This window comes from Citrobacter sp. wls710, assembly GCF_005281115.1.
Taxonomy (GTDB): Bacteria; Pseudomonadota; Gammaproteobacteria; order Enterobacterales; family Enterobacteriaceae; genus Citrobacter; species Citrobacter werkmanii.
Genome location: NZ_SZXD01000039.1, coordinates 80,673 through 93,360, shown reverse-complemented (window position 1 = coordinate 93,360; position 12,688 = coordinate 80,673). Strand labels below are relative to the sequence as shown.

At 52.5% G+C, this 12,688-nt stretch carries 9 protein-coding genes; 4 read left to right on the top strand and 5 right to left on the bottom strand.

What is annotated here, in order from left to right:
• The first annotated feature begins 199 nt into the window (after window positions 1-199).
• Together glpT and glpQ are read left to right on the top strand one after the other, a co-directional pair.
• Entirely contained in the window at window positions 200-1,558 is a 1,359-nt protein-coding gene (gene glpT, locus FDX14_RS18715) for a glycerol-3-phosphate transporter (RefSeq protein ID WP_038642244.1), read from the top strand.
• 3 nt (window positions 1,559-1,561) lie between these two features.
• Entirely contained in the window at window positions 1,562-2,629 is a 1,068-nt protein-coding gene (glpQ, locus tag FDX14_RS18710) for a glycerophosphodiester phosphodiesterase (RefSeq protein ID WP_137350040.1), read from the top strand.
• A gap of 60 nt (window positions 2,630-2,689) precedes the next feature.
• On the opposite strand, the gene FDX14_RS18705 is transcribed toward glpQ, so the two are convergent.
• On the bottom strand, window positions 2,690-3,568 hold the full coding sequence (locus tag FDX14_RS18705) for a LysR family transcriptional regulator (RefSeq protein ID WP_042307148.1): 879 nt from the start codon (window positions 3,566-3,568) through the stop codon (window positions 2,690-2,692).
• Window positions 3,569-3,729: 161 nt separating this feature from the next.
• Here FDX14_RS18705 and FDX14_RS18700 point away from each other — a divergent pair, with 161 nt between their 5' ends.
• Window positions 3,730-4,920: an MFS transporter gene (locus tag FDX14_RS18700; RefSeq protein WP_042307149.1), complete on the top strand. Its 1,191-nt coding sequence runs from the start codon at window positions 3,730-3,732 to the stop codon at window positions 4,918-4,920.
• Window positions 4,921-4,923: 3 nt separating this feature from the next.
• Here FDX14_RS18700 and yfaE read toward each other — a convergent pair whose 3' ends face one another.
• From yfaE to ubiG, 4 genes are all read right to left on the bottom strand, one after another.
• Window positions 4,924-5,178 carry a class I ribonucleotide reductase maintenance protein YfaE gene (gene yfaE / locus FDX14_RS18695; protein WP_042307150.1) on the bottom strand — a complete coding sequence of 85 codons (255 nt, stop codon included), beginning with the start codon at window positions 5,176-5,178 and terminating at the stop codon, window positions 4,924-4,926.
• The gene (nrdB, locus tag FDX14_RS18690; RefSeq protein WP_003027605.1) at window positions 5,178-6,308 is read right to left on the bottom strand and encodes a class Ia ribonucleoside-diphosphate reductase subunit beta; all 1,131 of its coding nucleotides are present in this window, start codon (window positions 6,306-6,308) and stop codon (window positions 5,178-5,180) included. The genes yfaE and nrdB overlap by 1 nt, the downstream gene beginning before the upstream one ends.
• A gap of 111 nt (window positions 6,309-6,419) precedes the next feature.
• A complete protein-coding gene (nrdA, locus tag FDX14_RS18685; RefSeq protein ID WP_137350039.1) occupies window positions 6,420-8,705 on the bottom strand; it encodes a class 1a ribonucleoside-diphosphate reductase subunit alpha in 2,286 nt (761 codons plus the stop codon).
• 420 nt (window positions 8,706-9,125) lie between these two features.
• Window positions 9,126-9,854 carry a bifunctional 2-polyprenyl-6-hydroxyphenol methylase/3-demethylubiquinol 3-O-methyltransferase UbiG gene (gene ubiG, locus FDX14_RS18680; RefSeq protein WP_137350038.1) on the bottom strand — a complete coding sequence of 243 codons (729 nt, stop codon included), beginning with the start codon at window positions 9,852-9,854 and terminating at the stop codon, window positions 9,126-9,128.
• A gap of 158 nt (window positions 9,855-10,012) precedes the next feature.
• Between ubiG and gyrA the strand changes: the two genes are divergently transcribed.
• A complete protein-coding gene (gene gyrA, locus FDX14_RS18675) occupies window positions 10,013-12,649 on the top strand; it encodes a DNA topoisomerase (ATP-hydrolyzing) subunit A (protein WP_079223335.1) in 2,637 nt (878 codons plus the stop codon).
• Window positions 12,650-12,688: the final 39 nt, after the last annotated feature.

Genomic DNA, 12,688 nt, shown 5'->3' with positions numbered 1-12,688 from the left:
ATCGCTCATTATTCGAAAATGAAACGTGATTCCGTGCGCCTTTATGAACATTTGTCATAAATCTGTAACAATATGTGCTGCGTTTCACATTTTTGTTAGGTATCTTTCCTTAACATCGCGGCCACACTGGAAGCGGTAGGGTAGTAATGACGAACTGCAGTGTTTACTTCGAATGAAAGACGGCCACGGAGGCTACACTATGTTGAGTATTTTTAAACCAGCGCCACATAAGGCGCGTTTGCCTGCTACGGAGATCGATCCGACATATCGTCGATTGCGTTGGCAGATTTTCCTGGGGATTTTCTTTGGTTATGCCGCGTACTATCTGGTACGTAAGAACTTCGCCCTGGCGATGCCATATCTGGTTGAGCAGGGTTTCTCTCGCGGCGATCTGGGTTTTGCCTTATCCGGTATCTCCATCGCTTACGGATTTTCGAAATTCATCATGGGGTCCGTTTCGGATCGCTCGAATCCGCGCGTTTTCCTGCCAGCAGGTTTGATTCTGGCTGCCGCAGTGATGTTGTTTATGGGCTTTGTGCCGTGGGCGACATCGAGCATTGCGATTATGTTTGTGCTGCTGTTCCTCTGCGGATGGTTCCAGGGGATGGGGTGGCCGCCGTGTGGCCGTACCATGGTGCACTGGTGGTCGCAGAAAGAACGTGGCGGTATTGTTTCCGTCTGGAACTGTGCGCACAACGTGGGCGGCGGTCTGCCTCCTCTGCTGTTCCTGCTCGGTATGGCCTGGTTCAATGACTGGAAAGCGGCGCTGTATATGCCTGCTTTCGGTGCGATTGTGGTTGCGCTGTTCGCCTTTGCGATGATGCGTGATACGCCGCAGTCCTGCGGCCTGCCGCCTATCGAAGAATATAAGAACGACTATCCGGACGATTACAACGAGAAAGCGGAAGAAGAGCTGACTGCGAAGCAGATCTTCATGCAGTATGTATTGCCAAACAAACTGTTGTGGTACATCGCTATCGCCAACGTGTTTGTTTATCTGCTGCGCTACGGCATCCTGGACTGGTCACCGACCTACCTGAAAGAAGTGAAGCATTTCGCACTCGATAAATCATCCTGGGCCTACTTCCTGTATGAATACGCGGGTATTCCGGGCACGCTGCTGTGTGGTTGGATGTCGGATAAAGTCTTCCGCGGCAACCGTGGCGCGACCGGCGTGTTCTTTATGACGCTGGTGACTATCGCGACCATCGTTTACTGGATGAACCCGGCAGGGAACCCGAACGTTGATATGGCTTGTATGATTATCATCGGCTTCCTGATCTACGGCCCGGTCATGTTGATTGGTCTGCACGCGCTGGAACTGGCGCCGAAAAAAGCGGCGGGCACGGCGGCAGGCTTCACCGGACTGTTCGGTTATCTCGGCGGTTCTGTGGCGGCGAGCGCCATTGTCGGCTACACCGTTGACTTCTTCGGCTGGGACGGCGGCTTTATGGTGATGATTGGCGGTAGCGTGCTGGCGGTCATTCTGCTGGTGGTCGTCATGATTGGTGAAAAACGTCACCACGAAGAAGTACAGCTGAAACGTAACGGGGGCTAATTTATGAAAACCACATTGAAAAGTCTCAGCGTGGCGCTGATGCTGGCTGGTATGGTTGTTAGCAGCGCGGCGGTCGCCGCCGATAAAATCGTGATTGCGCACCGTGGGGCAAGCGGTTATTTACCTGAGCATACGCTGCCCGCGAAAGCGATGGCCTATGCTCAGGGCGCGGATTATCTGGAGCAGGATTTGGTGATGACCAAGGATGACCATCTGGTCGTCCTGCATGACCACTATCTGGACCGCGTCACCGATGTCGCTGAGCGTTTTCCGGATCGTGCGCGTAAAGATGGACGTTATTACGCTATCGACTTTACTCTGGATGAGATCAAATCGCTGAAATTTACCGAAGGCTTTGATATCGAAAATGGCAAAAAGGTACAGACCTACCTTGGGCGCTTCCCAATGGGTAAATCTGATTTCCGCGTGCACACCTTCGAAGAAGAGATTGAGTTCGTTCAGGGACTGAATCACTCAACCGGTAAAAACATCGGTATTTATCCGGAAATGAAAGCGCCGTGGTTCCATCACCAGGAAGGGAAGGACATCGCAGCGAAAACGCTGGAAGTGCTGAAAAAGTACGGGTATACCAGCAAAAACGACAAGGTTTATCTGCAGTGTTTTGATGTTGCGGAGTTAAAGCGCATTAAAAATGAACTGGAACCAAAGATGGGGATGGATCTCAATCTGGTGCAGTTAATTGCGTACACTGACTGGAATGAAACCCAGGAGAAAAAGCCGGACGGTAGTTGGGTTAATTACAACTACGATTGGATGTTCAAACCGGGTGCCATGAAACAGGTGGCGCAGTATGCGGACGGCATTGGGCCGGACTACCACATGCTGGTTGATGAGAACTCGAAAAAAGGCAATATCTCGTTAACTGGCATGGTTCAGGACGCGCATCAGAACAAGATGGTGGTGCATCCTTATACGGTTCGTGCCGATCAGCTACCGGATTACACTACTGACGTAAACCAGCTGTATGACATTCTGTATAACAAGGCGGGCGTTGACGGGTTGTTCACCGATTTCCCCGACAAAGCAGTGAAATTCCTGAATAAAGAGTAATGGCACAAGGCCTGTGATGCACCTCCGGTCACAGGCCTTATTGGATAACGTTAGTAACTGTTAGATAAGGCCGTCTGCTGTCAATGTTTCCATACAAGCCTGCAGGAGAAATAAAGGGCTGCCGTCCACCGGCGGCTCTTTTGCCAGTAACGATATCTGTCGATAGAACGTCGGCTCCAGCGCCACCGAGCGAATCTCCCCGCCAGCGGCTTTCAGCGTCAATTCCGGTAATAATGCAATACCCAGCCCCTGCCGAATAAAGCTCATCGCGGTATCCGGATGGTTAAATTCGTATTTAATAACCGGCTCGATACCTTTCTCTTTAAATAGCGTCATGATGCTTAATTCGTAGCGCCCTTTACTGATAATCAGCGGTTCTCCCACCAACTGTTCAACCGTAACCGCGGTATTGGCTGCCAGAGGATGGTTTTCGGGAACCACGACGGTAAATTTGTCGCGATAGATCGGTACGCAGTACATGCCAGTCACCGGAAAATGCACAAATCCAGCATCAATATCCCCGCTGCGCAGGGAATCCACGATCGCCGTGCTGTTCTCTTCGAAGGGAATGATTTTGATGTGCGGATGGTGCTGCTCGAAGTGGTGGATAATGCCCGGTAAAATGCAGGCGCAGGCGCTGGGAAAGCAGCCGATGCGCAGGGTTCGGGCTGGGTTTTTTCGCTCCTGCTCGGCAATCTCTTTCACCGCGTTGGTTTCTGAAACGATCATGCGCAGGTGCGGTACGATCCGTCTTCCAACGGGGGTGAGCTGAATGTCTTTGCGGCGCTCGCGGATAAGACATTCGACTCCCAGCTCTTCTTCAAGCGCCGAAATTGCCTGGCTTACAGCGGATTGGGTCATATACAGCCGCTTACTGGCTTCGGTAAAACCGCCGCATTCAAGCACCGCAAGCAGGGCGTGGATTTGGGTTAATGTCATTAGTTCCCTCTAATTAACAATATTAAAACGATTAATTTCTCTAATATGATGAACCTGTTTACACTTGCGGTCTACCGTATAAATCACATTTTGACGCACCTCTCCGTTGCTCAGTTGAGCTGAGCGTTGCCTGCGTGCGCCGTCTGGACAGGTTGTCGAATATGAAAGAAAAACTGTGGACGAAGGATTTTTGGGCAATCACGATAATTAGCTTCATTATATTCTTTGTGTTTTATGTCCTGCTTACGTTATTACCGATCTATATTTCGGATCGCCTGCACGCCACGCCGGATAAAGCCGGCTTATTGGTCACCTTCTTTTTAGGTGCCGCAATTGTTGTGCGTCCGTTCGCCGGGCAATGGGTGGGAAAATATTCGAATAAAACGATTCTGGTGCTCTCTTCTCTGGCCTTTTTGGTTGTCACTGCGCTGTATCCTGTTTGCCACTCAATTGAATCGCTGCTGTTTATTCGGGTGCTTCATGGGGTGACGTTTGGCGTCATTACCACGGTAAAAGGAACGATTTCCGCGCGGCTGATACCGGCCTCCCGACGTGGGGAGGGCATCAGTTTTTTCTCGTTGGCCATGGGACTGGCAATGGTTGTGGGGCCCTGGGTGGGGCTGAATATGGCACGCTGGGGCGCTTTTACCACCGCTTTCTGGCTGTGTAGCGCGGTTGCCGCGCTGGGTATTATCCTGTCATTGATCGTCGCCGTACCGCCGGTCATCCGTCATGCCGACGGCTCAAAACCGAAGCTGGGATTTGCGGCAATGTTTGACCGTGCCGCGCTGCCTTTCGCGATGGTGACGTTTTTCATGACCTTCTCCTATGCGGGCGTTTCTGCTTTCCTCGCGCTGTATGCGCGCGAGTTGGATCTGATGGCCGCCGCCAGTAATTTCCTGTTGTGCTACGCTATTTGCCTGATGATCTGTCGAACCTTTACCGGCAACATTTGTGATAAAAAAGGGCCGAAATACGTGGTATATCCGTGTTTGCTGGCCTTTACAGTGGGACTGGTGGCGCTTGGCTACACCAACGGCAGCATCATGATGATTATTGCCGGGGGATTAATCGGCATTGGTTACGGTTCGGTCACGCCGGTATTCCAGACACAAATTATTAGCTCGGTGGAGCCGCATAAAATTGGCATCGCCAATTCGCTATTCTTTAATGCGATGGATGCGGGAATGGCGATTGGCGCGTTCATTATGGGGATGATGGTCGAGGGCGTGGGCTATCGGGCGATTTATCTGGTAGGGGCGCTGCTGGTGGTTTTAGCCGGGGCGCTGTATATCGCGCAGATGAAACGCCGCGGGGCGATGCCGCTGGTTAGCGCACATGAAGTGCACTAACCGTTACAGCTCAAGTTCAATATCGCCTTTTGCCCGGCAACAGCAGGGCAATATTTCTCCCGGCTGAATAAAGGCCAGAGGTTCTGCAATCCAGTCCACCTGTCCCGCTACCAGGCGGGTACGGCAGGAACCGCAGTAACCCTCACGACACTGGTATTCGACTTCAACATTGTGCGATTCGAGTGCGACCAGCAGGGAAGGGTGTTCATCCTGGCACAGCAGCTGTGTGCCAGAGATGCGCAGAGTAACGCGGCTCATCAGAGTTGGAAGTTACTCAGATCGTCGGTATCAACTTCGGAATCGATCTGGCCGACCAGATAGGAGCTGACTTCCACTTCCTGCGGCGCAACCTGTACGTTATCGGACACCAGCCAGGTGTTGATCCACGGGATCGGGTTAGAGCGCGTCTGGAACGGCAGATCCAGCCCAACAGCCTGCATACGAATGTTGGTGATGTACTCAACGTACTGGCACAGAATATCTTTGTTCAGGCCGATCATCGAACCGTCACGGAACAGATAGTCCGCCCACTCTTTCTCTTGCAGCGCGGCCTGCACGAACAGGTCGTAGCACTCTTGCTTACACTCTTCTGCGATTTCCGCCATCTCTGGGTCGTCTACACCGCTGCGCAGCAGGTTCAGCATGTGCTGCGTACCGGTCAGGTGCAGGGCTTCGTCGCGGGCGATCAGACGAATAATTTTCGCATTGCCTTCCATCAGTTCACGTTCGGCGAATGCGAAGGAGCAGGCGAAGCTCACGTAGAAGCGAATGGCTTCCAGCGCGTTCACGCTCATCAGACACAGGTACAGCTTTTTCTTCAGCTCACGCAGGTTCACGACAACCGTTTTGCCATTAACGGTATGGGTGCCTTCCCCTAGCAGATGCCAATAGCTGGTCATCTCGATCAATTCGTCATAGTAGCTGGAAATGCCTTCCGCGCGCTTCTGGATCTGCTCGTTGGTAACGATATCATCAAACACCACCGCCGGATCGTTCACGATGTTACGGATAATATGGGTGTAAGAGCGCGAGTGGATAGTTTCAGAAAACGCCCACGTTTCGACCCAGGTTTCCAGTTCAGGAATCGAGATTAACGGCAGCAGCGCGACGTTCGGGCTACGACCCTGAATGGAGTCCAGTAACGTCTGATACTTCAGGTTGCTGATGAAGATATGCTTTTCATGCTCCGGCAGCGCCTGGAAGTCGATGCGATCGCGGGAAACATCGACCTCTTCCGGACGCCAGAAGAAAGAGAGCTGCTTTTCGATCAGTTTTTCGAAGATGTCATATTTTTGCTGATCGTAGCGGGCGACGTTCACCGGCTGGCCGAAGAACATCGGTTCCAGAAGCTGATCATTTTTCGTCTGTGAAAAAGTGGTGTATGCCATTGATGTGAATCCTTTGTGGGATGAGCGCCGGATGCGGTATAAACACCTTATCCGGCCTACAAACCGTGCAATCGTAGGCCGGGTAAGCGTAGCGCTACCCGGCAACATTCATCAGATCTTACATGCGCCGCTTTCGCAGCCATCGTCCTGAATGGACGGTACCAGATCGTCCTGAGTATCTTCCGCACCATCGCGGGTGTTCTGATAATACAGCGTTTTGACGCCAAATTTGTAGGCGGTGAGCAGGTCTTTCAGCAACTGCTGCATCGGCACTTTTCCTGATGGGAAACGCGTCGGATCATAGTTGGTGTTGGCAGAAATCGACTGATCGATAAACTTCTGCATGATACCTACCAGTTGCAGATAGCCGTCGTTGTTCGGCATTTCCCACAGCAGTTCGTAGGCGTCGTGCAGGTGTTCGTAGTCCGGCACGACCTGACGCAGAATCCCATCTTTAGACGCTTTGATGCTCACGTAGCCGCGCGGTGGTTCAATACCGTTAGTCGCGTTAGAGATCTGCGAAGAGGTTTCCGATGGCATCAGCGCAGACAGCGTGGAGTTACGCAGGCCGTGAGTTTTGATGGACTCACGCAACGCTTCCCAGTCCAGGTGCAGCGGCTCGTCAGAGATAGCATCAAGGTCTTTCTTATAGGTATCGATCGGCAAGATACCCTGGGAGTAAGTTGTTTCGTTAAACCACGGGCACGCGCCTTGCTCTTTTGCCAGCTCGTTAGAAGCTTTCAGCAGGTAATACTGAATGGCTTCGAAGGTTTTGTGGGTCAGGTTATTGGCGCTACCGTCAGAATAACGCTTACCATTTTTCGCCAGCCAGTAGGCGTAGTTGATGACGCCAATACCCAGCGTACGACGGCCCATCGCGCCGCGTTTGGCGGCCGGGATTGGATAATCCTGATAATCCAGCAACGCATCCAGCGCGCGCACCGCCAGTACGGCCAGTTCTTCCAGCTCGTCCAGGCTCTTAATCGCGCCAAGGTTGAAAGCGGACAGCGTACACAGCGCGATTTCGCCGTTTTCGTCGTTAACGTCGGTCAGCGGTTTGGTCGGCAGGGCGATTTCCAGACACAGGTTGGACTGGCGCACCGGAGCGACTACCGGATCGAACGGGCTGTGGGTGTTGCAGTGGTCCACGTTCTGGATATAGATACGGCCTGTAGAGGCACGTTCCTGCATCATCAGGGAGAACAGTTCGACCGCTTTCACGCGCTGTTTACGGATGCTGTCGTCGTTTTCATATTGGGTGTACAGACGTTCGAACTCGTCCTGATCGGCGAAGAACGCGTCGTACAGCCCCGGCACGTCGGACGGGCTGAACAGGGTAATGTCGCCGCCTTTCAGCAGACGGGTGTACATCAGCTTGTTGATTTGTACGCCGTAGTCCATATGACGCACGCGGTTGCCTTCAACGCCACGGTTGTTTTTCAACACCAGCAGGCTTTCGACTTCCAGATGCCACATTGGGTAGAACAGGGTGGCCGCACCGCCGCGCACGCCTCCTTGCGAGCAGGATTTCACCGCGGTCTGGAAGTGCTTGTAAAACGGAATACATCCAGTGTGGAACGCTTCACCGCCGCGAATCGGGCTGCCCAGCGCACGGATGCGGCCGGCGTTGATACCGATACCGGCGCGCTGGGAAACGTATTTCACAATCGCGCTGGAGGTGGCGTTGATGGAATCCAGGCTGTCGCCGCACTCGATCAGTACGCAGGAGCTGAACTGACGGGTTGGGGTTCGCACGCCGGACATAATTGGCGTTGGCAGAGAAATTTTGAACGTTGAAACGGCATCATAGAAACGTTTTACATATTGCAGACGCGTTTCACGCGGATAGTTAGAGAACAGGCAGGCCGCTACCAGAATGTAGAGGAACTGCGCGCTTTCATAAATCTCACCGGTGACACGGTTTTGCACCAGATATTTACCTTCTAACTGCTTCACCGCAGCGTAGGAGAAGGTCATATCACGGTCGTGTACGATGAACGAGTCCATCTGCTTGAACTCTTCTTCCGTGTAGTCTTCCAGCAGATGATTGTCGTATTTGCCCATTTCAACCATTTTCACGACATGGTCGTAAAGTGCAGGCGGTTCAAACTCGCCGTAGGCTTTTTTGCGCAGGTGGAAAATAGCCAGGCGGGCAGCCAGGTACTGATAATCCGGCGCCTCGCGGGAGATCAGGTCGGCGGCTGCTTTGATGATCGTCTCATGGATATCGGAAGTTTTGATACCGTCATAAAACTGAATATGAGAGCGCAGCTCGACCTGAGAAATCGATACGTTATTCAGTCCTTCTGCCGCCCAATCCAGAACTCGGTGGATTTTGTCGAGATTGATGCGCTCTGTACTACCATCACGCTTTGTCACCAGCAGACTCTGATTCATGTGGTTTTTTACCTGTCCGTGAAAGAAAAAATATCCCCCATATTATCCACAGAGTCATGTTGTGACTAAGTCTGTGGATAAATACTATATGTAGGGGTTGTTTGATAAAATAGACGCTATATGGTGAGTATTCTAGTAGGGATTCTTTTCAGCACAAGAGTTGATTTTGACGTTAAATTGAGGTTGCAAAAGGGTAAGAATCGCTAAGTGCGCGTCTTATAAGGCCTGGCGGGGATGTCAATAATTGAGAAAAAAAATAGAAAATTTGATCGAGTGCTGATTTCTTCATCTAAGGCGAAGAAAGTTCTTATGATCTGGCACAGGAATTGTAGGCCTGATAAGCGAAGCGCCATCAGGCCCTATTCCTGTCAGCATGCCGAATAGTCGCGTTGGACGCCTTATCCGGCCTACAGAAAGTGGTTAATCAACATTGGCGGTGGTATGGACCATATAGTTCACATCAACGCCCGGACCGAGTTTGAAGCTGTTGGTGATCGGGTTGTAATGCAAGCCGGTCATATGACGCTCTTTCAGCACGGTCTGATCTACCCACTGTAATAACTCTGCAGGCTTAATAAATTTTTTCACATCATGCGTGCCTTTCGGCACCATGCGCAAAATATATTCCGCTCCGACCACGGCCATCAGCCAGGATTTGCCGTTGCGGTTAAGCGTGGAGAAAAACACTTCGCCGCCCGGTTTAACCAGCCTGGCGCAGGCGCTGACCACCGACTGCGGGTCCGGCACGTGCTCCAGCATTTCCATGCAGGTCACCACGTCATACTGGTGCGCATGTTTTTCCGCGTGCTCTTCGACGGTTTCCTGGACGTACTCGACCTGGATACCGCTCTCCAGCGCATGCAGTTTTGCTACCTGTAACGGTTCAAAGCCCATATCCAGGCCCGTGACGGTTGCGCCTTCGCGCGCCATACTTTCTGCCAGAATGCCGCCGCCGCAGCCTACGTCGAGTACCTTTTTACCAAACAGGCCGCCTGAGCGCTCCGTGATGTAACCCAGACGCAGCGGGTTAATGCGGTGCAGTGGCTTAAATTCACCCTCAAGGTCCCACCAGCGTGACGCGACTGCTTCAAACTTGGCAATTTCTTCATGGTCAACGTTGTGGCTTACCGGGGGTTTTTCGGCATTCATTGGGGCTTCTACTCCTAAATTTGCGATGCAAATGAGTATATCAGCCTGACGGGATGAATAAAGCCTCTGTCAGGGGGAATCCATTTACCTGAATCTGTGCGAATGTGTTATAATTTGCGACCTTTGAATCCGGGATACAGTAGAGGGATAGCGGTTAGATGAGCGACCTTGCGAGAGAAATTACACCGGTCAACATTGAGGAAGAGCTGAAGAGCTCATATCTGGATTATGCGATGTCGGTCATTGTTGGCCGTGCGCTGCCAGACGTCCGAGATGGCCTGAAACCGGTTCACCGTCGCGTACTTTACGCCATGAACGTATTGGGCAACGACTGGAATAAAGCCTATAAAAAATCTGCCCGTGTCGTTGGTGACGTAATCGGTAAATACCACCCTCATGGTGATACCGCCGTTTACGACACCATTGTTCGTATGGCGCAGCCATTCTCCTTGCGTTACATGCTGGTAGATGGTCAGGGTAACTTTGGTTCTGTCGATGGCGACTCCGCAGCGGCGATGCGTTATACGGAAATCCGTATGTCGAAAATCGCCCATGAGCTGATGGCTGACCTGGAAAAAGAAACGGTTGATTTCGTCGATAACTACGACGGCACCGAACAAATTCCTGACGTCATGCCGACCAAAATTCCTAACCTGCTGGTGAACGGTTCGTCCGGTATCGCGGTAGGTATGGCAACCAACATTCCGCCGCACAACCTGACGGAAGTGATCAATGGCTGTCTGGCATACATTGACGATGAAGACATCAGCATTGAAGGGCTGATGGAACATATTCCGGGTCCGGACTTCCCGACCGCCGCGATCATTAACGGTCGTCGTGGTATCGAAGAAGCCTACCGTACTGGTCGTGGCAAAGTGTACATTCGCGCCCGCGCGGAAGTCGAAGCTGACGCCAAAACCGGCCGTGAAACCATCATCGTCCATGAAATTCCGTATCAGGTGAACAAAGCGCGCCTGATCGAGAAAATCGCCGAGCTGGTAAAAGACAAACGCGTTGAAGGCATCAGCGCGCTGCGTGACGAGTCTGATAAAGACGGTATGCGCATCGTGATTGAAGTGAAACGCGATGCGGTCGGAGAAGTGGTTCTGAACAACCTTTACTCCCAGACCCAACTGCAGGTTTCTTTCGGTATCAACATGGTTGCGCTGCACCATGGTCAGCCGAAGATCATGAACCTGAAAGATATTATTGCCGCGTTTGTACGTCACCGTCGTGAAGTCGTAACGCGCCGTACTATCTTTGAACTGCGTAAAGCCCGCGACCGCGCGCATATCCTTGAAGCGCTGGCGATTGCGCTGGCGAACATTGACCCCATCATCGAACTGATCCGCCGCGCGCCGACCCCGGCAGAAGCGAAAGCTGCGTTGGTTGCGCGTTCGTGGGAACTGGGCAACGTGTCCGCCATGCTGGAACGTGCCGGTGATGACGCCGCGCGTCCTGAATGGCTGGAGCCGGAATTTGGCGTGCGTGACGGTCAGTACTACCTGACTGAACAGCAGGCCCAGGCGATTCTGGATCTGCGTTTGCAGAAACTGACTGGCCTTGAGCATGAAAAACTGCTCGACGAATACAAAGAGCTGCTGGAGCAGATCGCTGAACTGCTGCATATTCTGGGCAGCGCAGATCGTCTGATGGAAGTTATCCGTGAAGAGATGGAGCTGATTCGCGAGCAGTTCGGCGACGAACGTCGTACCGAAATCACCGCGAACAGTGCTGACATCAACATCGAAGATCTGATTAGCCAGGAAGATGTTGTCGTAACCTTGTCTCATCAGGGCTACGTGAAATATCAGCCGTTAACCGATTACGAAGCACAGCGTCGTGGCGGTAAAGGCAAATCAGCAGCACGTATTAAAGAAGAAGACTTTATTGACCGCCTGCTGGTGGCTAACACCCATGACACGATCCTCTGCTTCTCCAGCCGTGGTCGTTTGTACTGGATGAAGGTTTATCAGTTGCCGGAAGCCAGCCGTGGCGCGCGTGGACGTCCAATCGTCAACCTGCTGCCGTTGGAAGCGAACGAACGTATCACCGCTATTCTGCCGGTACGCGAGTACGAAGAAGGTGTGAACGTCTTCATGGCGACCGCCAGCGGTACGGTGAAGAAAACCGCGCTGACTGAGTTCAGCCGTCCGCGTTCCGCCGGTATCATTGCAGTTAACCTGAACGAAGGCGACGAGCTGATTGGCGTTGACCTGACGTCCGGTAGTGACGAAGTCATGCTGTTCTCTGCCGCGGGTAAAGTGGTGCGCTTTAAAGAAGATGCCGTTCGTGCGATGGGGCGTACCGCGACCGGCGTACGCGGTATCAAACTGGCAGGCGAAGACAAAGTCGTTTCTCTGATTATTCCGCGCGGCGAAGGCGCTATCCTGACCGTGACGCAAAACGGCTACGGTAAGCGTACCGCGGCAGAAGAGTATCCGACCAAGTCTCGTGCGACTCAGGGCGTTATCTCCATCAAAGTGACCGAGCGCAACGGCTCTGTTGTTGGCGCGGTGCAGGTTGAAGATACCGACCAGATCATGATGATCACCGATGCAGGTACGCTGGTGCGTACTCGCGTGTCGGAAATCAGCGTAGTAGGGCGTAATACCCAGGGCGTGATCCTCATCCGTACTGCGGAAGATGAAAACGTCGTGGGTCTGCAACGCGTTGCTGAGCCGGTTGATGATGAAGAACTCGACTCCATCGACGGAAGTGCCGCTGAGGGCGACGATGATATCGCGCCTGAAGCAGAAACTGATGATGATGCAGCGGATGACGCTGACGAGTAATTGAGATGTTATGAAAAGGGCCGGAGAAATCCGGCCCTT

Bases quoted from the DNA above. Each gene is read 5' to 3' on its own strand.
- glpQ (WP_137350040.1), top strand. From the start codon at position 1,562: ATGAAAACCACATTGAAAAGTCTCAGCGTGGCGCTGATGCTGGCTGGT.
- nrdB (WP_003027605.1), bottom strand. From the start codon at position 6,308: ATGGCATACACCACTTTTTCACAGACGAAAAATGATCAGCTTCTGGAA.
- glpT (WP_038642244.1), top strand. From the start codon at position 200: ATGTTGAGTATTTTTAAACCAGCGCCACATAAGGCGCGTTTGCCTGCT.
- gyrA (WP_079223335.1), top strand. From the start codon at position 10,013: ATGAGCGACCTTGCGAGAGAAATTACACCGGTCAACATTGAGGAAGAG.
- yfaE (WP_042307150.1), bottom strand. From the start codon at position 5,178: ATGAGCCGCGTTACTCTGCGCATCTCTGGCACACAGCTGCTGTGCCAG.
- nrdA (WP_137350039.1), bottom strand. From the start codon at position 8,705: ATGAATCAGAGTCTGCTGGTGACAAAGCGTGATGGTAGTACAGAGCGC.
- FDX14_RS18700 (WP_042307149.1), top strand. From the start codon at position 3,730: ATGAAAGAAAAACTGTGGACGAAGGATTTTTGGGCAATCACGATAATT.
- FDX14_RS18705 (WP_042307148.1), bottom strand. From the start codon at position 3,568: ATGACATTAACCCAAATCCACGCCCTGCTTGCGGTGCTTGAATGCGGC.
- ubiG (WP_137350038.1), bottom strand. From the start codon at position 9,854: ATGAATGCCGAAAAACCCCCGGTAAGCCACAACGTTGACCATGAAGAA.